This is a genomic window from Ralstonia sp. RRA (genome assembly GCF_037023145.1).
GTDB lineage: Bacteria > Pseudomonadota > Gammaproteobacteria > Burkholderiales > Burkholderiaceae > Ralstonia.
This window is the reverse complement of record NZ_CP146092.1, coordinates 1,889,803-1,913,551: the sequence shown is the minus strand read 5'-3', so window position 1 is coordinate 1,913,551 and position 23,749 is coordinate 1,889,803. Positions and strand designations below refer to the sequence as shown.

General features: G+C 63.9%; 20 protein-coding genes. 15 read left to right on the top strand and 5 right to left on the bottom strand.

All coding sequences use genetic code 11. The features are described 5' to 3' along the window. Positions 1 to 44: 44 nt before the first annotated feature. The 8 genes from V6657_RS26670 (at position 45) to V6657_RS26635 (ending at position 11,902) form a co-directional block, all read left to right on the top strand. Positions 45 to 764, top strand: a complete 720-nt coding sequence (locus V6657_RS26670; RefSeq protein ID WP_048931546.1) for a glycine zipper 2TM domain-containing protein — start codon at positions 45 to 47, stop codon at positions 762 to 764. Between the two features lie 102 nt (positions 765 to 866). Then, the gene (locus V6657_RS26665; RefSeq protein ID WP_048931545.1) at positions 867 to 2,678 is read left to right on the top strand and encodes a methyl-accepting chemotaxis protein; all 1,812 of its coding nucleotides are present in this window, start codon (positions 867 to 869) and stop codon (positions 2,676 to 2,678) included. 757 nt (positions 2,679 to 3,435) lie between these two features. Beyond that, positions 3,436 to 5,556 (top strand): glycosyl transferase family protein, encoded by a 2,121-nt coding sequence (locus V6657_RS26660; protein ID WP_048931544.1) that lies wholly within the window; start codon positions 3,436 to 3,438, stop codon positions 5,554 to 5,556. Continuing rightward, complete coding sequence (locus V6657_RS26655; protein ID WP_048931543.1) at positions 5,553 to 7,301, top strand: tetratricopeptide repeat protein; 1,749 nt, start codon at positions 5,553 to 5,555, stop codon at positions 7,299 to 7,301. Before V6657_RS26660 ends, V6657_RS26655 begins: the two co-directional genes overlap by 4 nt. A 237-nt stretch (positions 7,302 to 7,538) precedes the next feature. Then, positions 7,539 to 8,798 carry a UDP-N-acetylglucosamine 2-epimerase (non-hydrolyzing) gene (gene wecB, locus V6657_RS26650; RefSeq protein WP_048931542.1) on the top strand — a complete coding sequence of 420 codons (1,260 nt, stop codon included), beginning with the start codon at positions 7,539 to 7,541 and terminating at the stop codon, positions 8,796 to 8,798. A 9-nt stretch (positions 8,799 to 8,807) separates the two neighbouring features. Continuing rightward, positions 8,808 to 9,260, top strand: coding sequence for a hypothetical protein (locus V6657_RS26645; protein ID WP_048931541.1), 453 nt, complete (start codon positions 8,808 to 8,810; stop codon positions 9,258 to 9,260). A gap of 14 nt (positions 9,261 to 9,274) precedes the next feature. Continuing rightward, the gene (locus tag V6657_RS26640) at positions 9,275 to 11,002 is read left to right on the top strand and encodes a DUF2334 domain-containing protein (protein WP_048931540.1); all 1,728 of its coding nucleotides are present in this window, start codon (positions 9,275 to 9,277) and stop codon (positions 11,000 to 11,002) included. A 3-nt stretch (positions 11,003 to 11,005) separates the two neighbouring features. Continuing rightward, the gene (locus V6657_RS26635; protein ID WP_048931539.1) at positions 11,006 to 11,902 is read left to right on the top strand and encodes a hypothetical protein; all 897 of its coding nucleotides are present in this window, start codon (positions 11,006 to 11,008) and stop codon (positions 11,900 to 11,902) included. Here the strand turns inward: V6657_RS26635 and V6657_RS26630 are convergent. Beyond that, on the bottom strand, positions 11,892 to 13,025 hold the full coding sequence (locus V6657_RS26630) for a mechanosensitive ion channel family protein (protein ID WP_048931638.1): 1,134 nt from the start codon (positions 13,023 to 13,025) through the stop codon (positions 11,892 to 11,894). The two genes, V6657_RS26635 and V6657_RS26630, sit on opposite strands and share 11 nt — an antisense overlap. 151 nt (positions 13,026 to 13,176) lie before the next feature. Between V6657_RS26630 and zigA the strand changes: the two genes are divergently transcribed. Genes zigA through hisI form a run of 4 tightly spaced genes read left to right on the top strand, consistent with a single transcriptional unit; the run spans position 13,177 to position 16,831 of the window. Then, entirely contained in the window at positions 13,177 to 14,379 is a 1,203-nt protein-coding gene (gene zigA / locus V6657_RS26625; RefSeq protein ID WP_137884619.1) for a zinc metallochaperone GTPase ZigA, read from the top strand. Then, complete coding sequence (locus tag V6657_RS26620; RefSeq protein WP_048931538.1) at positions 14,376 to 14,942, top strand: carbonate dehydratase; 567 nt, start codon at positions 14,376 to 14,378, stop codon at positions 14,940 to 14,942. The genes zigA and V6657_RS26620 overlap by 4 nt, the downstream gene beginning before the upstream one ends. Before the next feature lie 4 nt (positions 14,943 to 14,946). Beyond that, complete coding sequence (locus V6657_RS26615; RefSeq protein WP_048931537.1) at positions 14,947 to 16,296, top strand: dihydroorotase; 1,350 nt, start codon at positions 14,947 to 14,949, stop codon at positions 16,294 to 16,296. A gap of 31 nt (positions 16,297 to 16,327) precedes the next feature. After that, entirely contained in the window at positions 16,328 to 16,831 is a 504-nt protein-coding gene (hisI, locus tag V6657_RS26610) for a phosphoribosyl-AMP cyclohydrolase (RefSeq protein ID WP_048931536.1), read from the top strand. Positions 16,832 to 16,858: 27 nt separating this feature from the next. Here the strand turns inward: hisI and V6657_RS26605 are convergent, their stop codons facing one another. Together V6657_RS26605 and V6657_RS26600 are read right to left on the bottom strand one after the other, a co-directional pair. Then, positions 16,859 to 17,956, bottom strand: coding sequence for a GGDEF domain-containing protein (locus V6657_RS26605; RefSeq protein WP_171017940.1), 1,098 nt, complete (start codon positions 17,954 to 17,956; stop codon positions 16,859 to 16,861). Positions 17,957 to 18,240: 284 nt separating this feature from the next. Then, positions 18,241 to 19,578, bottom strand: coding sequence for an Nramp family divalent metal transporter (locus tag V6657_RS26600; protein ID WP_048931534.1), 1,338 nt, complete (start codon positions 19,576 to 19,578; stop codon positions 18,241 to 18,243). 239 nt (positions 19,579 to 19,817) lie between these two features. On the opposite strand from V6657_RS26600, the gene V6657_RS26595 reads away from it, so the two are divergent. From V6657_RS26595 to V6657_RS26585, 3 genes are all read left to right on the top strand, one after another. Further along, positions 19,818 to 20,483 carry a response regulator gene (locus V6657_RS26595; protein ID WP_021193639.1) on the top strand — a complete coding sequence of 222 codons (666 nt, stop codon included), beginning with the start codon at positions 19,818 to 19,820 and terminating at the stop codon, positions 20,481 to 20,483. Further along, on the top strand, positions 20,480 to 21,982 hold the full coding sequence (locus tag V6657_RS26590) for an ATP-binding protein (protein WP_048931533.1): 1,503 nt from the start codon (positions 20,480 to 20,482) through the stop codon (positions 21,980 to 21,982). Before V6657_RS26595 ends, V6657_RS26590 begins: the two co-directional genes overlap by 4 nt. A gap of 211 nt (positions 21,983 to 22,193) precedes the next feature. Continuing rightward, positions 22,194 to 22,547: a hypothetical protein gene (locus V6657_RS26585; protein ID WP_048931532.1), complete on the top strand. Its 354-nt coding sequence runs from the start codon at positions 22,194 to 22,196 to the stop codon at positions 22,545 to 22,547. Here the strand turns inward: V6657_RS26585 and V6657_RS26580 are convergent, their stop codons facing one another. Continuing rightward, positions 22,548 to 23,159, bottom strand: coding sequence for an NAD(P)-dependent oxidoreductase (locus V6657_RS26580; RefSeq protein WP_021193642.1), 612 nt, complete (start codon positions 23,157 to 23,159; stop codon positions 22,548 to 22,550). Between the two features lie 82 nt (positions 23,160 to 23,241). Then, the gene (locus tag V6657_RS26575; RefSeq protein ID WP_048931531.1) at positions 23,242 to 23,679 is read right to left on the bottom strand and encodes an Rrf2 family transcriptional regulator; all 438 of its coding nucleotides are present in this window, start codon (positions 23,677 to 23,679) and stop codon (positions 23,242 to 23,244) included. Between the last annotated feature and the right edge of the window lie 70 nt (positions 23,680 to 23,749).

Here is a 23,749-nt window from a genome sequence, read left to right as displayed (position 1 = left end):
CCTCCGGCCTGAACCAGACGCCTCGTCCACAAACGGGATCAATCATGCAAGCAACGAACAAGCGGGTACGCGCCAGTCGCGCAGGGCGGTGGATGGCATTGGCGGCAATGGCAGCGGCAGCAGCAGGTTTGGCCGGTTGTGTCACGGCGCCGTACCCCGGCTACGGTGCGGGCTATGGCGCCGGTTATGCGGCCGGCAGCAGTGCATACGGCAACAACTATGGCGGCACGACCTACAGCACTACGCCGTACGCCAGCGGCTACACCAGCGGGTACGACAACACCTACAACGGCTACAACGGCAGCTACGATCCGAGCGCGCCGCAGCCGTATCCGTCTCAACGGCCGACCCCTGCGCCGGTGTATTCGCAGCCGCAGCCGAACTATTCCCCGTATCCGAGTAGCAGCGAGCCTGCCTATCAGGCACCGGCCGACAATCGCTATGGCGTGATCGAGCGCATCGACGCGGTGCCGGTGCGCGGGCAGCCCACCGGTGTGGGCGCAGTGCTTGGCGGCGTGGTGGGCGGCCTGCTCGGTCATCAGGTGGGTGGCGGACGCGGCAATACCGTGGCCACCATTGGCGGTGCGGTGGCCGGTGCCATGGCGGGCAACGCTGTGGAAGGCAATACGATGGTCGGTCAGACCTACCGCGTGACCATGCGCCTGAACGACAACTCCATGGTCACGCTCACGCAAAACAACCCGAACGGCCTGCGTCCGGGTAACCGTGCCCGCATCGAAAACAACATGGCTGTGCCTTACTAACCACTTTCTGCTTGGGAGTTTGTCCGCGCCGGACTTCAGGAATGGCGCGGACTGGCCGTTATAGCGGGTGCTGCAACTTGTTTCTTGCCCGCTTCGACTCCCATGTTCAATCGACTTTCCATCCGTTTCCGACTCAATGCGGCCCTTGCGCTACTCGCCGTGCTGCTGGCCATCATTGGCACCATTGGCGCGGTCGGCATGCGCGCGTCAGACGCGACCATCAAAGAGATCTATAGCAACCAGCTCGCTTCAACCTCGCTGGTGGCCAAGGCGCAACTGAATGCCGCCATTGTGCGCACCACACTGGATCGTGCGGTCTTCCACCCCGATGCTGCTGACGTGCCGGCCATCCTCGACAAGGCCAACGGCTACCGTGCCAAGTCCGACGACGCCTGGAAACAGTACAAGGCGCTGCCCATGAGTGCAGATGAGGCCCGTCTGGCTGCCGATCTGGAAGGCAAACGTGCAGCGCTGTTTCGCGATGGCATTGAGCCGCTGATGAACGCACTGCGTGCCCATGACGCAACCGCAGTCGACAAAATGGTCATGGATGTCATCCCGCCACTGTCGGTGGCAATGACCGCCGCCTCAGATGCCTTGGATCGCAGTCAGTCCGAGCAGGCCAAGGCCGGATACGACGACGCAGTGGCCCGCTCGCACGCGTTTCTGATGCTGATCATCGCCGCCATCGTGGTGGGCATTGCTGCAGCGCTGGGCTGTGCGTTTGGTCTGCACCGTGCGATCTCGGCACCGCTGTCGCGCATGCTTGGCCACTTTGGTGAGATTTCGCGCGGCAACTTGACCGAGCACATCACCGTGAGCAGCCATGACGAGATGGGCGCGCTCACCCGCGGCCTGATCGACATGCAGCGCGGACTGATCCGCACCATCGAGACGATGCGCGGCGGCAGCGATTCCATTGCCAGCGCGACCAAGCAGATTGCCGCCGGCAACCTCGATCTCTCGCAGCGCACTGAGGAGCAGGCGTCTTCGCTGGAAGAGACGGCTTCCAGCATGGAAGAGCTGACCAGCATCGTGAAGCAGAACGCCGACAATGCGCGCCAGGCCAGCCAGCTTGCGGGCAATGCTTCGGACATCGCCGTCAAGGGCGGTGAAGTGGTGGGCCGCGTCATCGAAACGATGTCGGGCATCAACAACAGCAGCAAGAAGATCGCCGACATCATTGGCGTGATTGAAGGCATTGCCTTCCAGACCAACATCCTTGCCCTGAATGCCGCAGTGGAAGCTGCGCGTGCGGGCGAACAGGGCCGTGGCTTTGCGGTGGTGGCCGGCGAAGTGCGCAGCCTGGCGCAGCGTTCGGCCACGGCGGCCAAGGAAATCAAGGAACTCATCAGCGATTCGGTTGGCCGTGTTGAAAACGGTTCGACGCTTGTGACTGAGGCCGGCACGGTGATCGACGAAGTGGTGGTGGCCGTCAAGCGCGTGACCGACATCATGGGCGAGATCAGTGCCGCGTCGGCCGAGCAGAGCACCGGCATCGAACAGGTCAACCAGGCCGTCACGCAGATGGACGAAGTGACGCAGCAAAACGCGGCGCTGGTGGAAGAGGCGGCCGCTGCCGCGCAATCGCTGGAAGAGCAGGCGAGCGTGCTGCGCGAGACAGTTGCGTCGTTCCGCCTGCCGCCGGCAGGCACGCACGTTGTGCCGGCTGCTGTGGTGAGCGCTGCGAAGGCGCCGTCGGCGACACCGATTGCTGTTGCCAAACCTGCGGCGAGCAAGCCTGCCTCGACAATCAAGCGTGCCGTGCGCAAGCCTGCTGTGTCGCCTGCAACTGCGCCTGCCAAACCGGTTTCCGCACCGGCAGCAGCCCCTGCCGCGGCAACCGAGCCGAAGCCGGGCAAGCTGGCACTCGCTGCAGCCACCAGCGATGCTGATGACTGGGAACAGTTCTGATGGCCTGATGCGCTGACACGCATGACCCTTGCAAAGCCGCGCCTCGTGCGCGGCTTTTGCGTTTCAGCGCTGTAACCAATTTGAGTGATAGTCGGCGGCGACGTTGCCGAGACTGCCGTCTCGGCCGTTCCAATCAGGCCATGTCATCCGGCTTCTGCTGCACGATTGCGGCATACCTTCACTGAGCATCACGGCCATGATGCTCAGCCTTCCGCAAAGCCTTTAGCAGCAAGGCTTCGCTCCGCCTCAGTCCGGTCCGTTGAACCTTGGGCGCGAGGGCATGTGCCATGCCCGGCAAGTCGCGCGCACGCGCGCCTCAGCCGAACACCCTGCGCCTGAGTGCTAATCGTCTCCGCCATTTGTAGGGTGGCCCTGTCGGCTGCCCGAACGAGTGCGTTTCCGCTTCAACGCGCATTGCGTGCCGTGGCTGCAATTGCAGCGCGGCCCGGAACCTCACATCGCGTTCACCGGTGCAACAACCCAGTGTGAGCAACGTCCGTGCGCGCGCTCGTGCAGCACGCCGCACCGCATAACGGCGCGCCCTGGCGGGCGTTGGTACGGTCCTCGCGTTCATGCTTGCGGAGCGGGCCAGAGAAACCCGCATCGGCAGCCATCGTTTGCCAAGCGACGGCGCCGGATGCACGGCGCAAGCGGTTGCGCCGCAGGTCGACAAGCACTTGGGGAAAGCGATGAGCGCCACAGCGCAAAGCGGGGGAGCTGCCAGGCATCGTCCGTATGCCGGTATGGGGGAGGGGCCATGAGCGATGTGCCATGGGAAATCTACCTGGCGTTGCTCAACACGCTGACGGTGGCGACCACGCTCGTCATCCTCATCAGCACAGCCGACGATTTCTTCCTGGATGCCTTCTACTGGGTGCGGGAGCTATGGCTCTGGCCGCAGCGCGGTCGCGTGCCCGTCACCATCTCGGCCCGCGCGCTGCGTGATCGTGAGGAGCAGTGGCTCGCCATCATGGTCCCGGCCTGGAAGGAGTACGACGTCATCGCCAAGATGGTGGAGAACACCTTGGCGACGATGGAGTACACGCGCTTCATCATCTTTGCCGGCGCCTACCGCAATGATGCGGAGACCACCACCGAGGTCGAGCGCATGGTACGCCGCTACCCAGGGCGCGTGGTGCGGGCGGCCGTCACGCACGATGGCCCCACGTGCAAGGCCGACTGCCTGAACACCATCATCCAGACCATCATCCGCCACGAGGCAGGCCACGGCATCCGCTTTGCGGGCGTGATCATGCACGATTGCGAAGACGTGATTCACCCGCTGGAGCTGAAGTATTTCAACTACTTCATTGGCGATCAGGATCTGGTGCAGTTGCCGGTGCTCTCGCTTGAGCGCAAGTGGTACGAGTGGGTGGCCGGCACTTACATGGATGACTTCTCAGAGACACACCAGAAGGATCTGGTGGCGCGCCAGGCGCTGACCGGTACGGTGCCCGGGGCAGGCGTGGCGCTGTGCTATAGCCGCCGCGCCATCGAGGCGGTGATGAAGGTGCGGGGCGATTCGCCCTTCAACACCAGCACGCTCACAGAAGACTATGACTTCAGCTTCCGGCTGCACGATCTCGGCATGCGGGAGGCATTTGTGCACTTCCCGATTTGCGAGACCACAGAGCCTGCAGAGGATGCCGAGGGCAAGACGCGCACGCGCTGGCGTTTTGGCAAGCGGCGTGGCGTGCGCCCGCAACTGCTGGCCACGCGCGAGTATTTCCCCAGCACGTTTCGAACCGCCTACCGGCAGCGCGCGCGCTGGGTGCTCGGCATTGCATTCCAGGGCTGGCTGCAGATGGGGTGGAAGGGCAACCTGATCACCAGGTACATGTTCTTCCGTGACCGCAAGGGTGTGGTGACCGCGCTGTTTTCGATCCTGGCGTATGTGCTGTCGCTCAACTACCTGGTGATTGGCGCGTTGCTGGTCAAGGGATGGGTTGCGATTCCCGATGGCTCTTTCGTGGTCGGCTCTGTGTGGATGCAGGACTTGCTGGCCATCAACGCAACGCTGCTGTTCAACCGGCTGGCGCAGCGCGTGTATTTTGTCGGGCGCCTGAATGGTCCGCTGCAGGGCGTGCTGTGCTTGCCCAGGCTGGTGGTGAACAACTTCATCAACTTCTTCTCGGTATGCCGGGCGTGGAAGATCTTCCTGGTCTACTGCCTGACCGGCAAGCCGATCGCGTGGGACAAGACCCAGCACACGTACTTGTCGAATGATGCGCTCGGCCGCACGCGCTCCATGCTGGGCGAGACGTTGCTCAAGTGGGAGGTGCTCACGCAAGCGCAGCTTGATGCCGCGCTGGCCATGCAGCGGGAGACCGGCCGCCGGCTCGGGACCATCCTGGTCCAGCAAGGGCTGGTCACGCCCGACACGCTGGCCGATGCGCTGGCCGAGCAGGTTGACCTGCCCCGCGTGAGCCTGACCAACGTCGTGCTGGGCGCACTGGCGGACTGTCTGCCGCGCGACCTGGCTGTGCGGCATCACGTGGTGCCGTTTTCCATTGGTGAGGACGGCTCGCTCAATATCGCCGTGTCGGAATTGCCCAATGGCGAAGTGCTGGAAGAGTTGGCCCGCGCAGCCGGACGCAAGGTTGCGTGCTTCATGGCGTGCGACCACGAGATGGCGACCGAGCTGGCGCTGATGGCCGATCCCAATCGCCGCGCTACGGTCGTGTTCGGCCCTGCGGCATATTCGGCCACGCTGGCCGTCGAATCCATGACGGGCGCCGGCCCGGTCGTTACAGCAGGCACGGCATCCGCAACCGAGGCTCCCCCCATCCCCCCGATACCTCCGGCGCCGGTCTTGCAAGACCTGACCCCTGGCCCAGAGGTACACCCCAATCCATCTGTTGCGGGAGGTGTGGCATGAAAACCGAGAGAATCCACCGTTTCACCCTGCGCCGCGCAGGTTGGCCGATCAAGTGGCCAATTGCTGCCGCGGTGTGGGCGCTATGTCATGGTGTGTCGGTCGCGGAACAGCCGCCGCAGCCGCTGCAGCCCGACGCGTACTTCCGGGCAGACCGCGCCTACCACGCGATCGACGCCAACAAGCTCGACGATGCTGAAGCCGCCACGCGCGCTGCGTTGGCTGTGCAGCCTGACAGCCTGCAGCTGAACCTGTTGCTGCTTGATGTGCTGACGCGCAAGGGCCAGTTGGATGCGGCGCGCACGCAAGCCGATGCGCTGGTGCAGAAATACCCCAACGAGCCGCGCGTGTATGCGCAGCACGGGTTCCTTGCGCAGAAGGCGAATGACCCGGCCACGGCCGAACAGGATTTCGCCCACGCCGTCCAGGGCACGGACTGGACGCCACAGGAACAGCGCAACCTGCATCTGGCATGGTCGGACAGCGCGTATTCCGCCAAGCATCCGCAGGCGGCGCTTGACGCGCTCAGTGGCCTGCCGGATCAGCCTAAAGCCGACGTGCAATTGCGCCTCGCGCAATCACGCCTGCAACTGGGGGATCGCGATGGCGCAACCCAGGCCGCCACACTGGCGGAAGAACACGCCACGGACCCGGCGCAAAAACGCTACGCCAAGGCATTGCTTGCCGAGGCGATGGCACCCCAGGCTCAGGGCGGAGCCACGTCACCCGATGACCCGCGCGCGATTGGCCAGCGTGAATTGAACGAGGCTTACAGCCACCTGCGGGCCCGTGACGACCGCGCAGCGCTGGCGGCGTTCCAGCGCGGCTTTGCCACCGGCCAGGGCAACTGGAGCCACTACGCCGATGCTGCCTATGCCGCCAAACGCCTGGGCGACAACCCGACCGCCATCAAACTGTTTCGCCAGAGCCTGGACCATGCCGATGCGGATGCAAAGGGCGACAGCGGTGGCAATAGTGATGACCGTCTCCCACCAGACCGCCGCTTCGGCTACCGGCGCGAAGTCGAGCAGATGCAGCGCACATTCGGCATGGTGCTCTCAGGCGCGTATCAGACATCGGCATTCGGTTTGCCCAATACCGTCAGTACGGCGCAGGGCGGCGCGGAGGTGTACTGGCAGCCGCCGGGCATCGGCTATCGTGACGGCAGCATCTTCCAGCTCTTCGTGCGCGGCTACGACAGCGTGTACGACCGCAACGGCACCACCGGTCTGCCAACTGCGCAGGGGTCGGTGGGCGCACGCTACAAGCCGATCAAGGACCTCAATCTGGTGTTCACCGCCGAGCGCCTGTTTCGCATCGGCCAGCTGACCACCAACGACACGCTGCTGCGCATCGGCTTTTCCACTGACCAGGGCCTTGACCTTCAGGTCACCAAGCCACGCTGGCAGACCTGGCAGGTGTATGGCGAGGGCGCCTACTTCCTCAACCAAGGCCGCATGATCGCCAGTACCGAGATGCGCTATGGACACACCTGGCTGCTCAATTCGATCAGCGATCACCTGACGGTCTATCCGCACGTGGTGCTGGCCGGTGACCACGACAACAAAGCCCCCGACCGGCAACTCGCACTGGGTGTCGGCCCAGGCATCAACTTTCGCTACTGGTTTCGAGAGTCGCAATACAGCGCACCGGCCAGCTGGCTGGACCTGACTGTGCAATACCGCTTGCCGCTCACCCACGCCGACCGGGCGAAGGGTGTAGTGGCGCGCGCGATCCTTTGGTTCTAGGGGAACCCGGAGCCGGCGTGTCGCGGATGAAACGATTTTGATCAACGAGGAATACGGGTAACGAGAAGGATTGGCATCGGTGGGCGCGCGATGGCGTCGCAGCGCCACGGCAGGACAAGGCGGGATGCATGGCACGGCCTTCGCTCTAGGGTGAGCTCTATGCCGGCGTAAGAAGCGACGCGTTCGTCGTCGCGCTTTGGCGTGGCCAGCCGATGCAGACGATATGGGGAGAGCAAGATGACCGGGAAGATTTTGACAGTGTTCGGCACGCGGCCAGAAGCCATCAAGATGGCGCCGCTGGTGAAGGCGTTGCAAGCCGAGGCAGGCTTCACGTCGGCGGTGTGCGTGAGCGCGCAGCACCGGCAGATGCTCGACCAGGTCTTGCAGCTCTTCGGCATCGTGCCGGAGTTTGATCTGAACCTGATGCAGCCTGGGCAGACGTTGTCGGGCATCACTTCCAGCGTGCTGGGCGGCATCGATGGCGTGCTGGATGTCTTCCAGCCCGATGCGGTGCTGGTGCACGGCGACACTACCACCACACTGGCCGCCAGCCTGGCCGCCTTCTACCGGCGCATTCCCGTAGGACATGTCGAGGCGGGGCTGCGCACGGGCAACATCTGGTCTCCGTGGCCCGAAGAACTCAACCGCCGCGTGACCGATTCCGTGACCACGTGGCACTTTGCACCGACGGCCGAATCGCGCCAGAACTTGCTGGATGAAGGCATCGACCCGAGCCAGATCACGCTCACCGGCAACACCGTCATCGACGCGCTGTTGTCTGTGAAATGGCGCTTGGATGCCGATGCGGCGCTATCGGCGGAGATGGCCGCGCGCTATCCGTTCCTCGACGCCGGCCGGCGAATGATTCTGGTGACCGGCCACCGGCGCGAGAACTTTGGCGAGCCGTTCGAGAACTTCTGCGTGGCGCTGCGCGTGTTGGCAGCGCGCCATCCGGATCTGCAGATCGTCTATCCGGTGCACCTGAACCCCAACGTGCAGCAGCCGGTCAACGCCATCCTGGCGGGCCACGACAACGTGCATCTGATCGCGCCGCAGGACTACTTGCCCTTCGTCTACCTGATGGACCGCGCTTACCTGATCGTCACCGATTCCGGCGGCATTCAGGAAGAAGCGCCTGCGCTGGGCAAACCGGTGCTGGTGACGCGTGACACCACCGAGCGGCCCGAAGCCGTGGCGTCCGGCACCGCACGCCTGGTCGGCACCGATACGCAGCGCATCGTGGCGGAAGCTGAAACGCTGCTGCAGAACGCTGGCGAATACCAGCGCATGGCGCAAGCCCACAACCCGTATGGCGACGGGCAGGCGTGCCATCGCATTGTCGATGCATTGAAAGCGGCCTTCAACGCGCCCGCCCAGGTGGCGGCGCGTGGCCCGCAACTCGTTCGCAAGCCGGCCACCGAGGCCGAGATCATCAATCTGGAAGCGGCACGCGCCACGGCGGTCGGGGCTGCATCTGCGCAACGCCTGAATGGCTAGGAGGCTTGGATGAAAGCGAAACGCATCGGGGGCGGCATCTTGCTGGCCTCCGCCCTAATCGCCGGATGGTTGGTACTGGCGCCACCATGGGCCAGCAATGCAGGGGTTCCGGCAGTGGTTGTCGGCGGTTCTGACCAGCGCAACCCAGGCACGGACGCAGACAAGAAAAAATCTGCGCCAGCGTCATCCAGCGGCACAGTCACAGCTGGGCAGCCTGTGCAATCGGCTGTGGTGGCTGTGGCCACACACAAGCCCGTGACCGGAGGCGGACGCGCCTACGGCTACGGCGTCATGGATGAAAACGGGCAGGTCGTTCCGCCGCCGCGCCCGCCTGGCATCACCGAAATCCGTCCCGGTATGCCGGAGAACGAACCAACCGGTACGGAACGTGGCCACGACCGTGGTCCCAACTTCAACCTCGGGCTCTACCGCCAAGCGGACGGCTCGGTGTATCGCCCATGAGTCGGAGAGCCATCATGAAATTCATGTTTCGTAAGTTCCTCTGCGCACTGATTTTTGCGGGCGGCCTGCTAGGCATCTCGCTGACCGGGCCTGCGCAGGCTTCCACCTGCACGATCGGGCTTGGGCCCATCTGTGTGACGATTGGCGGCTCGGCATCGGCGCAGACTCCCCCAGCCCCCATCCTGGTGTTGTACGACGCGCCCCCCAATGACCAGTACACCAATCTGGGCAAGGCGTACGCGATCATGCTGTACAACCTGCTCGCGCACTTCAACACAACGATCACGATGCTGCCCGTGCAGAACTACACGGCGGGCATGACCGAGCAGTACACCGCCACGTTCTACATGGGGAGCTACTATGCCAACCCCATTCCGGCGGCGTTCCTGTCGGACGTGAGCACCACGCAAAAGACCGTCGTCTGGTTCAAGTACAACCTGTGGGAACTCGCCTGGAACACGGCGTATCCGTTCACCTCGCGCTACGGCATCACCTTCTCCGCCCTCGCTGGCATGAACGCGGCGCCCTCGGCCAGCGCACCGAACCCCGGCTTCTACGACACGATCACGTACAAGAGTCAGACGATGACCAAGTACTACGCCTTCAATGCCACCACCGGTGCCATTGCGGCGGATCCGGACATCGGTGTGACGGCGGTGGCGGATGCCACCAAGGCGACCACGCTGGTGACCATCTCCAACTCGGCCAGCCCGACCACGAAGCCACCCGTGCCTTACGTGATCCGCTCGGGCAACTTCTGGTACTTCGCCGACATGCCGTTCTCGTTCATCGGGCCGCGCGACCGCTATCTGGTGGTCTGCGACATGCTGCATGACATCCTCGGCACCAATGCGCCCACGCTGCACCGTGCGATGGTTCGCCTGGAAGACGTGAACGCCACGACCACGGTTGACTCCATGAAGACGCTGACGGACTACATGTACGGCCAGAAGATTCCGTTCTCGATCGCGACCATCCCGGTGTATACCGATCCGAACGGGGTCTACAACGGCGGTGTGGCGCAGACCATCCACATGGTCAACGCAACAGGCCTGAAGCAGTCGCTGAACTACGCCAGGGCGCGTGGCGGACATGTCCTGATGCACGGCTACACGCACCAGTACAGCAATATCCCGAACCTGATCAACGCGGTCAGCGCCAACGACTATGAGTTCTGGCTGGCCACGCAGAACCGTCCGGTGAATGAAGACTCGACGCAATGGGCGGCCGGTCGTCTTTCGGCGGGGTTGCTGGAACTGCAGCTCAACGGCTACTTCCCGTTTGCGTGGGAGGCGCCGCACTACCAGTCGTCGCCACTGGCCATCAAGGCCGTACCGAAGTACTTCAAGAACACCTACCAGCGCGTGGTGTACTACACGTCCGACAACCCGCAGACGCTGACCGCCACCACGCCGGGTCATGACTTCTCGGTGGGGCAGTTCTTCCCCTACATCATTCAGAAGGACTACTACAACCAGCGCGTCATTCCGGAAAACCTTGGCAACGTTGAGTACAACATCTGCTCGATCGATCCGTCGTCCTGCCTGAGTTACAACGTGACGGACATCCTGACCAACGCCAACTACGCGCTGGTCGTGCGCGACGGCTTTGCCTCGTTCTTCTTCCACCCGTTCTGGCTGGAGCCCGGACTTGGCACCGCAGGCTTTACGGACTTCCAGCAGATCATCACCGGCATTTCGGCGCTTGGGTTCACCTGGGCCGATGCCAGCACGGTGCAGTAGGCCATGCAGCGGATGGGCTTGATACTGGCGGCCCTGCTAGTGTCTGGTGCATCTGTGCAGGCTGCGGGGCCGGCGGGTGCAATGCCTGCCGGCCCCGTGCCGTTATATGGGGTGACGATCGACGCGGTGGACAATGTGCCTGCCGTGGTCGATGCCTTGGCGCACCTGTCGCGCACGCCCACCGTGCGCATCGTCTTTGATGAGGGCATGGATGCGCCGCACTATGCCGCGCCTGTCGCCGCCATCCGGCAGGTGGCCTATGTGATGGGTGAGCTGGCCGATTCCTCCACGCTCAAGCAAACCACCGCAACGCAACTGCGCGAGCGCGCCATCGCCTACATCGATAAGCTCGGCAACAACGTCGACGTGTGGGAAATCGGCAACGAGATCAACGGCGAATGGACAGGCAGCACGCGCGACGTCATCGACAAGACACAGGCCGCCTACGACGCCATCAAGCAGCGCGGCGGCCGCACGGCGCTCACGCTCTACTACAACGAAGGCTGCGCTGAAGCACCCTCGCGCGCCATGTTCGACTGGACCGAGCGCAACGTGCCGCCAGGCTTGCGCAATGGCGCGGACTACGTCTTCATCAGCTTCTACGAGGACGATTGCAAGATCGCACCGCCCGACTGGAATGCCGTGTTCGACCGCCTGGGGCGTCTGTTTCCGCAGGCGATGCTCGGTTTTGGAGAAGTCGGCACACGCCATGCGGCAGGCAAGGGCGCGTTGATCGCGCACTACTACGGCTTGTCGATTGCGCATCCGCGTTTTGTCGGCGGCTATTTCTGGTGGTACTTCCGGCAGGACATGGTGCCGCGCACGCGGCCGCTCTGGCGCAGCATCGACGCGGCGTTCCAGTCGATGCCGGCTAAGCCACCCAGAACGCCTACGCCCTAGCCCGTGCGCCCGGGTATTGCAGGCCTTGTGACGGTTGACCGCGGCTCTCTCCATCGGGCTCGACGGGCTCGCCATGGCGCCGGACGAGCTGGATGGTGCGGGTCGGTAGTGCGAAAGCCGCGCCGAGGTTCTGCAGTTCTTCAAGAATCGCCAGGTTGATGCGTTGCTGGATATCCATGTACAGGTTGAAGTCGGGGCTGGTCACGAAATACACCACCTCGAAGTTCAGTGCGTTCTCGCCAAACTCCTTGAAGTGCGCGCGATCGAAGCGCGTGTCGCCTGCAGTCTCCACGGCGTGGCGCACGATGTCCGGAATTTTCTTCAACTGCGCGGCACGCGCGTCGTACGTCACCCCGAACGCGAACACGATGCGTCGTTCCTGCATCCGCTTGTAATTGTGGATGGTGCTTTTGAGCAGCGCGGTGTTGGACGTCACGATTTCTTCGCCCGAGAGACTGCGGATGCGCGTGGTCTTGAGCCCCACGTGCTGCACCGTGCCGGCAATCGACTCGAAGACGATGAAGTCGCCAATCTCGAATGGCTTGTCCAGCCCGATGGCGAGCGAGGCAAACAGATCACTCAGAATGTTCTGCACCGCCAGCGCCACGGCCACACCACCCACGCCCAGGCTGGCGACAAAGGCGGTGACGTTCACGCCCACGTTGGCCAGGATGGCCAGTAACAACATCGACCACAGTGCAAAGCGCAGCACCCAAGCCATCATCGATGTGATGACTGGGTTGCGTGTCGTCTGGGTTTGCGCCGACAGCTTGTCACGTGCCCACAGCTTCACGCCCCGGTTGAGCCATAACGCAATCTGGAATCCGATGATGACGAACCAGATGTGGTCCAGCTTGTTGGCCAGGCGCGTGGGCAACTCGATGAAGTAGGAGCCGGCCAGCAACGCCGCCAGCCCGATGAACAGCGGATGCGTATCGTGCAGCACGGCCGCAGCCAGTGTGTCGAAACGGTAGCCGGTGCGCCGCGCACGCACCTCCAGCCGATTGCCGATCAGGCGCAGCACGCTCACCAGCACCACATACGTGGCCACCACCGTGAGCGCAGCGGCGGCCCAGTCACGCGCCGGTATGCGCAGGAAGGTATGGACGTTGAGCCACTCCATGGCCATAGACATCTCCGTGCAAAGTCACGGCATGTCGCGTCGCACAAATTGTGCCGCGTGGATTGACATGCGCATTGCAAATGCAACACAGTTGCGTTATCTTCTATTGCAACACAGTTGCATAAAAGACGTGACCGCCGTGAATCTGCCCATGACTCCGCCCACCCGCTTGCCCGTCACCGTCCTGTCCGGTTTTCTGGGGGCGGGCAAGACGACGCTGCTCAACCATGTCCTGAACAACCGCGAAGGGCGGCGTGTGGCGGTCATCGTCAATGACATGTCCGAGGTCAATATCGACGCTGCGCTGGTGCGTGATGGCGGCGCACAACTCTCGCGCACCGACGAGAAGCTCGTCGAGATGAGCAACGGCTGCATCTGCTGCACCCTGCGCGAAGACTTGCTGGTCGAGGTTCGCCGCCTGGCCGCGGAAGGGCGCTTTGACTACTTGCTGATCGAATCCACGGGGATCTCCGAACCGCTGCCGGTGGCCGAGACCTTCACCTTCGAGGGGGAAGACGGCACCGCGCTGGCCGACGTTGCACGGCTCGACACCATGGTCACCGTGGTGGATGCCTACAACTTCCTGCGCGACTACGGCTCGCGCGACAGCCTGCAGGCACGCGGTGAATCGATGGGCGCGGAAGACCAGCGCACCGTGGTGGACCTGCTGGTCGATCAGATTGAGTTCTGCGATGTGATCGTGCTCAACAAGGCTGACCTGATGAACGACGCCGATCTCACGCGCCTGGAGGGCATCCTGCATCGCCTCAATCCGCGCGCTCGCATTGAACGCGCCATGTTTGGTCAGGTGCCGATCGATCGCGTACTGGGCACGGGCCGGTTCGACTTTGACGAGGCCGCCAAGGCGCCCGGTTGGCTGAAGGAACTGCGCGGCGAGCATGTGCCCGAATCCGATACCTACGGCATCGGCAGCTTCGTCTATCGAGCACGGCGGCCGTTTCACCCACAACGCTTCTTCGACTGGGTGCAAAGCGAGTGGCCGGGCGTGGTGCGATCCAAAGGCTTCTTCTGGCTGGCGAGCCATCCGGCGCATGCCGGGTCGTGGTCACAGGCGGGGGCGATGGCACGGCATAACGTAGCGGGCTACTGGTGGGCGGCCGTGCCCCCTGAGCGCTGGCCAACCGACCCGGAGTCCGTTGCCACGATTCACCAGCATTGGGACAGCAACGTGGGCGACGCACGCCAGGAAATCGTCCTGATCGGCATCGGCATGAACGAAACCGCATTGCGCGTGCGCTTTGATGCCTGCCTGCTGACCGAGACCGAGATGGCCGCCGGCCAGCACGCCTGGAAGCGCTACACCAATCCGTTTCCTGAGTGGCCCCGTGCATGATCCGGCAGAACCCGCGCGGTGATCTGCCGCAGATTCATCCGAGTGCCTTTGTTGACCCGACCGCCATCGTGTGTGGGCGCGTGATCGTGTACGAGAACGTGTTCATCGGTCCCTACGCCGTAATTCGCGCAGACGAGGTGGACGCAGAGGGCCACATGGAACCCATCGTCATCGGTGCGCACTCGAACATTCAGGATGGTGTGGTCATCCATTCCAAGTCCGGCGCGGCCGTCTCCATTGGAGAGCGGACATCGATTGCGCACCGTGCCATCGTGCACGGGCCCTGCGTGGTGGGCGACGGTGTGTTCATCGGTTTCAACAGCGTGCTGTTCAACTGCACGATCGGGCGGGGCGGTGTCGTGCGGCATAACGCCGTGGTGGACGGCTGCGACTTGCCGGATGGGTTCTACGTGCCATCCACCGAGCGTATTGGGCCCGACACGGATCTGCGCGATATCCGGAAGGTGTCTGCGCGCGAGTCGGCGTTCTCCGAAGACGTGGCACGCACCAACAATCACCTCGTGCAGGGGTACAAGCGCATCCAGGCCACCTTCGAGGCCTGATGCAGTGAAGCACGCTGATCTGATCGTTCGCAGCGGCACGCTCGTAACGCCCGGCGGGCTGCATGTGGGCGATGTCGTCTGCTGCGCCGGACGCATCGTCGCGCTCAGTGCGCAAGGCTGGACGGCTGACGAATCCATCGATGCCCGGGGTTTGCATGTGTTGCCGGGCGTGATTGATAGCCAGGTGCATTTTCGCGAGCCCGGCCTCACGCACAAAGAGAACCTGGAAGCAGGCACGCGTGGCGCCCTGCTGGGCGGCGTGACGGCCGTGTTCGAGATGCCCAACACGCATCCGCTCACGCTCAGCGCGCAGGATCGGCAAGACAAATGCGAGCGGGCCCGTGGCCGCGCGTGGTGCGACTACGCCTTCTACATGGGCGGGGCTGCTGCCAATGTGGATCAGTTGCCGGAACTGGAGAGGTTGCCGGCCTGCGCGGGCGTCAAGGTCTTCATGGGAAGCTCCTTCGGTGATCTGCTGGTCGACGATGCGACGGTGCTGCGCCGCATTCTGCGCAAGGGGCGTCGCCGCCTGGCGGTGCATGCCGAAGACGAGGCCCGGCTGCGCGAGCGGCGCGCCCTGGTTGAGCACTCTGCTGACGTGCGCGACCACCCTGTCTGGCGCGATGCCGAAAGCGCGCTCCTGGCGACGCAGCGCGTGGTGAAGCTGGCCATGGAGGCGCAACGCCGCCTGCACATCCTGCACGTATCGACCGCGGAAGAGATGGCATTCCTGGCGCGGCACAAGGCCAGTGCCAGCATCAGCGTTGAAGTCACGCCGCATCATCTGAGCCTGGTCGCGCCCGAGTGTTACGAGCGTCTTGGCACGCTGGCCCAGATGAATCCGCCCGTGCGCGACGCCCGCCATCAGGCGGCACTGTGGCAGGCCGTCAGCAATGGCGTTGTGGATGTACTCGGCAGCGACCACGCACCCCATACGCTGGATGAGAAGGCGCGGCCATATCCGTCGTCACCGAGTGGCATGACGGGTGTGCAGACGCTGCTGCCGATCATGCTGAATCACGTCAGCGCCGGGCGGCTCAGCCTGCAGCGGCTGGTGGACCTGACCAGTGCCGGGCCCGCGCGCATCTTCGGTATTGAAGCCAAGGGGCACCTGTCGATCGGGTACGACGCTGATCTGACGCTGGTCGATCTGAAAGCGCGGCGCGAGATCACGCATGGCTGGATTGCCAGTGTGTCGGGTTGGACGCCGTACGACGGCTTGCGCGTAACAGGTTGGCCTATCGCCACTGTCGTGCGCGGCAGGATCGTGGTGAGAGATGGGGCGGTAGTTGGCCAGCCAGTTGGGCAGCCGGTGCGTTTTGCTGAAACGGCGCCTGGGCGAAGGTCTACCTGATCGCATCGTTTTTTTTCAGAAGGAGGAAGCCATGTCCGATCTGTCTGAACCATCGGCGATGCGCCGAATGTTTGCGCGACGCACGTCGATCGAGCAAGTCGAAGAGGGCGCTGAACTCGCGCCCAAGTTCGACGCCGAGGGTTTGATCGTCTGCGTGACGACGGATGCCGCAAACGGTGATGTGCTGATGGTGGGCACTATGAATGCCGAGGCATTGTCTCGCACGATTGCCACCGGTGAGGCCCATTACTGGAGCCGATCACGCCAGACACTCTGGTACAAGGGCGCAACCAGTGGGCTAACGCAGCGTGTGCACGAACTTCGTATCGATGACGACCAGGATGCCGTTTGGTTGCGTGTGAGCATCGCGGGCGCTGGGGCGAGTTGCCATGTGGGTTATCGCTCGTGTTTCTACCGGCACGTGCCGGTGGCGGTCGAGCGTGTCAATGGTGCCGCACTGGTGTTTGTTGAGTCAGAGAAAACTTTTGACCCAGTGGCTGTCTATGGCAGTGCGCCGAACCCGACAATCCTGTGACGCCGTTTTCTTGGCTGTGCGGATAGGTTAGGTGTCGAAGGGTACGTGCTGGGCGTCGGGTGCTACACACACACGGTTGCGCCCTTGCCGCTTCGCTTCCATCAGGCCGATGTCGGCATCTGCCAGCAGCTTGGCCAGATCTTGCCCTGGCCGCAGCGGTGCCGCACCCACGCTGATCGTGAGCGGACCGACCGGCGTTGCGCTGGCGCTCACGGCGGCCTTCAGGCGTTCCACCACGGCCAATGCATTGGTCAAGCCGCAGCCGGGCAGCAGCACGGCAAATTCATCGCCGCCCAGCCGCCCGAACAGGTCATCCGGGCGCAGCACGTCGGCCAGCGCATCGGACAATGAAATCAGCGCCTCATCACCAGCCGCGTGGCCCCAGGCATCGTTGATGGACTTGAAGTGATCGACGTCCAGATACAGCGCGCACAACGGTTCAGCATGGTGCTGGGCGCGCTCCACCGCAAAGCTGCCCAGCTCGAAGAAGCGCTGGCGCGCGAGCATGCCGGTCAGGTGGTCGGTGTTGGCGCGGTCAGCCAGATTGATTTCAGCAGCAAAGTGCCGCGCCATGGCGCGCAGCAGATAGCGGTGGATGACCGCCGCTGCAGCAATGCAGATCGGCAGATACAGCGCGATGCCCAGCCAGGCATGGTGAAGGGTGGTAGCGGGCGCATCGGTACTGAGCACGGCAACGATGGGTCCAGCCGCGCACAACGTCATGGCGATGCAGAAGTCCCGGCGCGTGAGCCACGCCGGGCTGGTTGCCAGCGGCATGAGGTAGAACGCGGGCAGCACCCATTCGAGCCCGGCCTGATGGCCAAAGGCGATGATGGCGATTTCTTCTGCAAGCAGATGCGCCAGCGCCAGCGGCCCCCACAACCCCGTATGACGATGGCGTTGCGCAATGATCACGATGGCGGTGAGCACCCCGAGCAACGCCAGCAGTGGTACCAGCGTATGCACTAGCCCCGCGGCCCAGCCCAGCACGATGGCAAAGGCGTAACCCAGCACACCGCATTTGCTCAGCGCGAGAATCATCGGCACGAAATGGCGCGCTTGATAGTCGCGAGAGGGCGTGCGTGCGTCAGGCAGGGCGGAGGCGGTAGGCGGGTTCGCGCTCAAGGCTAGGCGAGTGTGGCCTACTGGCGCGGCTGGATGGTGCGAGCGCGGGCGTGGCCGGATTGCGCAACAAAGCGCGCATTCTAATGGCGGTACGTGTCGCCGTGCGCGAATTTTTAGTGGGGGGAGTCCCTCAACCTAGGGCCTGTCATCCCAAAGTCCCCTTGCCCTCCGGGTTGACCCGATCCGGGGCCATCTACTTTGTCGGGCGCCTTGCAAAGGGAATGACCCTTTGCAGCGACACCCTTCGCGTATCTGACCCCGGCTCGGGTCAACGCGCGCACGTTCTATGGGATGACAGGCCCTAGCGTCTGCCACACCAGCCAAAGATTGGCCACGCTGATCACGACGAATAAACCCCAAGCCAGTACGGACGTTAATCGGCTGTTAACAAACACGCCCATCAGCTTGCGATCGTCGGTCATGCGAATCAGCGGAAACATCGCAAACGGCAACTGAAAACCCAGCACCACCTGGCTGATCACGAGCAGTTTGCCGATGGCATGGTCGCCCAGCATGGCCACGCCGATGAATGCCGGAATCAGTGCCAGCGCACGGGTGATCAGGCGCCGCTGCCAGCAGGGGATGCGCAGGTCCAGGAAACCCTCCATCAGGATCTGCCCCGCGATGGTGCCGGTGAAGGTGGAGCTTTGCCCCGCCGCCAGCAGCGCGATGCCGAATAGCACCCCGGCCACCGCCGTACCGACGATGGGTTCGAGGAGGCGATGCGCATCCTGGATGTCGGCCACGTCGTGATGGCCGTGGGCATGAAACGCGGCGGCGGCCAGCACCAGGATGGCGCCGTTCACCAGCAGCGCCAGCGAGAGCGAGAGGATGGTATCGAGCCGCGACAAGCCCACCGCCTCGCGCTTGGCGGCTTCCGTGCTGGCCGTCATGCGCGTCTGCACGATGGACGAATGCAGGTATAGGTTGTGCGGCATGATCGTCGCGCCGAGGATGCCGATGGCAAGGTACAGCGGCTCGCGCTCGCTCACGCTTTGCCATGACGGCATCAACCCGACCGCCACCGACGGCCAGTGCGGTTTGATGAGCACCAGCTCCACGAAGTAGCACAGCCCGATGGTGAGGATCAGCCCCAGCACGATGGCTTCAAGCTGGCGAAAGTTTTTCCCCTTCAGGCCCAGCACGATCAGCGTGTCCAGCGCGGTGAGCGCCACGCCCCCCAGTATTGGCACGCCCAGCAGCAGGTGGAACGCCAGCGCGCAGCCCAACACCTCCGCCAGATCGCACGCGATGATCGACAGCTCGGCCAACAGCCATTGCACGCGTACGGCCCCGGGCTGGTAGCGCTCGCGCGAGGCGCGCGCCAGATCCTTGCCCGTGACAATGCCCAGTCGCGCCGACAGACATTGCAGCACCATCGCCGCCAGGCTGGAGAGCAACACCACAAACAGCAGCGAATAACCGTAGCGCGAACCGGCCTCGATGTCGGTTGCCCAGTTGCCCGGGTCCATGTAGCCGACGGAGACGAGCAGCCCCGGCCCGGCAAAACGCAGCAGCTTTTTCCACAGTGGCAGGTCAGGCGGGACAGCCACGGTACCGCGCACTTCCGATGGGCAGAACGGCGCGGTGGCGGTGGTGGGCAGGGCTGGCAAGCGGAACATGATGCGGCCGGGGTCCGTGAGTAAAGAAGGAATCAATCGATATGGCCATCATGATAGCCAAGTGCCGCTGCCCATGCGGACATTGGCCGCTGGCGCCGCTTTTAGGTGATGGGTGGGTCATATTGCCGCGGCAGATTTAAGGCAAATCTCAGTCCGTTGGGGTAGATTTCCAGCTTTGCCGGCGCCTGTTCCCAGGTGCCGGCTGTCCGTTTACCGTCGATCCGCCAAGACTCACTCGCATGAACGCCATCCTCCTCATCGAAGACGACCTGCCGTTGGGCACCGCACTGGCCCGCGCGCTGCGTCAGGCCGGCTATAACGCGACCTGGGTACGCCGCCTGGTTGACGCGCAGAAATGGATCACCACCAACACGTTCGAGGCCATCGTGCTCGACCTCGGCTTGCCCGATGGTGAGGGCCATACCTTCCTCGAAGAACTGCGTGCCGCACACAGCGATGTGCCGGTCATCATTGCGAGCGCGCGCGATGCACTGTCCGAACGCCTCAAGGGCCTGGACTCCGGCGCCGACGACTTCCTCGTCAAGCCGTTCCCCGTGGATGAACTCGTCGCCCGCCTGCGTGCCGTGTTGCGCCGCCATGCCGGGCAGAGCACCAACCAGTGGAGCGTTGGCGCCCTGGTGGTCGAGCCTTCGCAAAAGCGCGTGACGCAGGATGGGCAGATCATCGAGCTCACCCCGCGCGAATACCAGTTGCTGCTTGAACTCGTGCGCCGTGCCCATCGCTGGGTCCCGCGCGAGACGCTCATGGACGCCCTCTACCGTGAAGGCGACAGCGTCAGCGCCAACGCGCTTGAAGTCGTCATCCACCACCTGCGCCGCAAGCTCGGCAATGAGACCATCCAGACCATCCGCGGCGTGGGCTACATGATCGGGGGCAACCGGTGAAGCTGGCGGTTCCAGCGATCCTGCGGGTCCGGTCGCTGTCGTTTCGCCTATATGTGCTGATCCTGCTGGCACTGGTGCTGATGCTGCTGGTGCAACTGGTGATCGCGCATCTGGAAATCTCCCGCACCAACAGCCGCCAAGTGGTGAGCGATCTGCGCATGTCGGCGCAGGCCTACGCTGATCTCACCACGCTCAACATGGATGACGTGCCGCGCCGGGAGGAATTCCTGCGCCGCCTTACCGACATCAAGCTGGGCCTCTCGCTGCCCAACATCCTCCCCGGTGAATTCCGCTACGTGCTGTGCGATCGCGCTGGCCACGTCATCACCGCCTTCCCTGGTGCGCCCACCATGCCCTGTGGCAAGGCGCACGAGACCGTGGTCGAGATCATGCTCGAGGGCAAACCGTGGCGCAGCTATACGGTGGATAGCGTCGACGGCAAGCTCACGGCCACCGTGGCACAGCCGCTCTCTGCGTATGAACGTGCCATTCGCGATCTCTTCGAGGAAGTGGCGATTGCACTGGCCATTCTTGCCATCGCGCTGATGGTGATGGTGGGCTGGGCGGCGCATCAGGGGCTCAAGCCGCTGCGTACGCTGACACGCCAGGTGGAGTCGCGCGACTCGGCGGATCTGGACCCCGTGCAGAGTGTCGAGCACGCCGAGCTGAAACCGCTGGTGGAAGCGCTGAACGATCTGTTCGCGCGCGTGCGACGCGGCATCGAGGCAGACCGCCGCTTCTTTGCCGATGCCGCGCACGAGCTGCGTACGCCGCTGGCGGCCATTCAGGCGCAGGCGTATGTCGTCTCGCATTCCGACAGCGAGGACGATCGCTCCACCGCGCTGCGTGAATTTGACCGTGGCATTTCGCGCGCGACGCAATCGCTGGCCAAGTTGCTGGCCATCGCACGGCTCGATGCACGCCGTGTGGAAGCCCAGCTGGCGCAAGGTGCGCTGTCTGATCTGGCTGGTTGTGCGCGCAGCGGCGTGATTCAGCAAGCCTCACGTGCTGAGCGTCGCAACGTTACGCTGTCGTATGAGGGCGCCAATCAGGCGTGGGTGTCGGTGTCGCATGAAGATGCCGCCACGCTGGTTGAAAACGTGCTCGACAACGCCGTGCGCGAAACGCCCAAGGACGGCGAGGTGCGCGTGGTGGTCAAGCGTGTTGAGCAAGGCGCGGCGAGTGCCGCCTCGGGCGCAGCCGTGCCGATGATCGAACTGCGCATTGAAGACACCGGCCCCGGCATCCCGCCCGACGAGCGCGAGCGTGTGTTCGAGCGCTTCTACCGCCCGCGCGGCAGTCAGTCGCAAGGCAGCGGCCTGGGTTTGGCGATCGTGCGGCGCATTGTCGAACTCGGCAATGGCTCGGTGGCCATCGAGGACGGCCTGGGTGGAAAGGGCTGTGCCGTGGTGATCCGTCTTCCGGCGTTGGACAGTGCTCCTGAACCGATCGAACCGGATGGCGCGCCACCAGGCATGGCCGATACGCTCAGCCACTGACAGGCACGGCGCAAGGCTGATCGTCCTGGCACTCGTGGTGCTGGGGCATCTGGCATTGCTGGCGTGGTGGCGGGATCATCCGACACCCGCTGAACGTGATGAGCCGCTGCTGCAAGGGCGGCTGCTCAGCATCGACACATCGCCGAGGCCAACACCTCCACCACCCGCGCGAACACCGGCCCGCAGCCCGCAGGCCACGTCGCCGGTTCCGATGCAGCGTTCCACGACCTCGGAATCGGTACCTGTTGCACCTGCCACGGTGGATGCCGTTGAAGCACGCACGCTCGACCTCAGCGCGCCGGCAACACTGCCACCGCGCACACGGTCACAGGCAGAAAACAATCTCGCGGCAAGCACAGCGCGCGGCACCGGCCACGCGTTCGGGCCGGACGCCGCATCCACGCCGCGTGCTACCGGGGCGATTCAAGAATCGCGCGGCACCGCTAGCCGCTGGCAGGCACGCGTTGAGGTGGGCGGCAGTGCCTACTGCCTGAGCGCGCAAGACCCAAGCCTGCGCCGTGACCCTTTCGAGAAGGCGCTGGCGGTGCCGTCCACCTGCCGTTGATCAGTAGCCGATCGTGAAGCGCTGGCGCGGGTGCGCCGGCTTTTCCGTCTCGTCGAGGAAGCCGATGGCGTAGTCCTCCATCGACACCCAGGGCTTGCCGTTGGCATCCACCAGCAGCGTGTCCTTGCCGACGCGGAAGTGGCCCGTGCGCTCGCCCGGTTCGAAGATGGCCGACGGCGATACGAACGTCCAGTTCAGCTCGGTCTCCGTGCGCAGCGCGTTGAGGAAGTCACGGCCTGCCGAGGCTTCGGCAAAGTACTCCTTGGGGAACTGCGGCGTATCGATCAGTGCCACGCCCGGTGCCACTTCCAGGCTGCCGGCGCCACCCACCACCAGCAGGCGCGGCACACCCGCCTTCTTCACGGCGCCCACAATCTGGTCCGCATTGGCTTGCAGGAAACGCACGGTGCTGAAGGCCACATCGTTGCCTGCCAGCGCGGCCACCAACGCAGCCTGGTCAGCCACATCCACGTCCTTGGCGGTCAGGCCTGCACGTGCGGGCAATTTGGAGGCGGTGCGCGCAATGGCCGTCACCTGGTGGCCGCGGCGCAGGGCTTCGTCGATCAGGCGGGTGCCAACGCGCCCGGTGGCGCCAATGATTGCAATCTTCATGGTTCAACTCCTTGTTGAGTGGCTGTGATGCGATATGTAATTAATGCAGTTACATATATCGATAAAAAAAACCGCCAAAGCGCTAGGCCCGGCGACGACGCTTTTGTGCGTGCCCGACTTCTTCCAGCATGCTCGCGATGGTCTGCGCGGCAAGCTCGGTTTCCATGGCGGCCTGCGCACGTTCGGTCACGCGCTCCAGCACGCCGGTGATCTCGCGGCCCACATCACACGCCGGGTTGGGTGCGTTGGGCGGCAGCGCGATCAGCACGGACGATTCCACCACCCGAAACACGTCGAGCAGCGTGATGCGATCTGCCGGCTGCGCCAGCGTTGCGCCGCCTGTTGCGCCCATCTGCGAACTGACGAAACCGGCTTCGGCCAACTGCGCAACCAGGCGACGGATCAACGCCGGATTGGTGCCCACGCTGCCCGCAATCCGCGACGACGGCAACGGCCCTTCTGCACTGGCAAGCAGGGTCAGGATATGCACGGCGACGGCAAAGCGGCTGCTGGTAGACATGGTGGTCAGATAAAGTGTAACCAGTGTAGATACACTTATGCGTGCAGTCAACCCCGTCCGCCGCGTGCGA

Coding starts and splice junctions, on each gene's coding strand:
- V6657_RS26670 (WP_048931546.1), top strand. CDS start 45: ATGCAAGCAACGAACAAGCGGGTACGCGCCAGTCGCGCAGGGCGGTGG.
- V6657_RS26665 (WP_048931545.1), top strand. CDS start 867: ATGTTCAATCGACTTTCCATCCGTTTCCGACTCAATGCGGCCCTTGCG.
- V6657_RS26660 (WP_048931544.1), top strand. CDS start 3,436: ATGAGCGATGTGCCATGGGAAATCTACCTGGCGTTGCTCAACACGCTG.
- V6657_RS26655 (WP_048931543.1), top strand. CDS start 5,553: ATGAAAACCGAGAGAATCCACCGTTTCACCCTGCGCCGCGCAGGTTGG.
- wecB (WP_048931542.1), top strand. CDS start 7,539: ATGACCGGGAAGATTTTGACAGTGTTCGGCACGCGGCCAGAAGCCATC.
- V6657_RS26645 (WP_048931541.1), top strand. CDS start 8,808: ATGAAAGCGAAACGCATCGGGGGCGGCATCTTGCTGGCCTCCGCCCTA.
- V6657_RS26640 (WP_048931540.1), top strand. CDS start 9,275: ATGAAATTCATGTTTCGTAAGTTCCTCTGCGCACTGATTTTTGCGGGC.
- V6657_RS26635 (WP_048931539.1), top strand. CDS start 11,006: ATGCAGCGGATGGGCTTGATACTGGCGGCCCTGCTAGTGTCTGGTGCA.
- V6657_RS26630 (WP_048931638.1), bottom strand. CDS start 13,025: ATGGAGTGGCTCAACGTCCATACCTTCCTGCGCATACCGGCGCGTGAC.
- zigA (WP_137884619.1), top strand. CDS start 13,177: ATGACTCCGCCCACCCGCTTGCCCGTCACCGTCCTGTCCGGTTTTCTG.
- V6657_RS26620 (WP_048931538.1), top strand. CDS start 14,376: ATGATCCGGCAGAACCCGCGCGGTGATCTGCCGCAGATTCATCCGAGT.
- hisI (WP_048931536.1), top strand. CDS start 16,328: ATGTCCGATCTGTCTGAACCATCGGCGATGCGCCGAATGTTTGCGCGA.
- V6657_RS26600 (WP_048931534.1), bottom strand. CDS start 19,578: ATGTTCCGCTTGCCAGCCCTGCCCACCACCGCCACCGCGCCGTTCTGC.
- V6657_RS26595 (WP_021193639.1), top strand. CDS start 19,818: ATGAACGCCATCCTCCTCATCGAAGACGACCTGCCGTTGGGCACCGCA.
- V6657_RS26585 (WP_048931532.1), top strand. CDS start 22,194: ATGCAGCGTTCCACGACCTCGGAATCGGTACCTGTTGCACCTGCCACG.
- V6657_RS26580 (WP_021193642.1), bottom strand. CDS start 23,159: ATGAAGATTGCAATCATTGGCGCCACCGGGCGCGTTGGCACCCGCCTG.
- V6657_RS26575 (WP_048931531.1), bottom strand. CDS start 23,679: ATGTCTACCAGCAGCCGCTTTGCCGTCGCCGTGCATATCCTGACCCTG.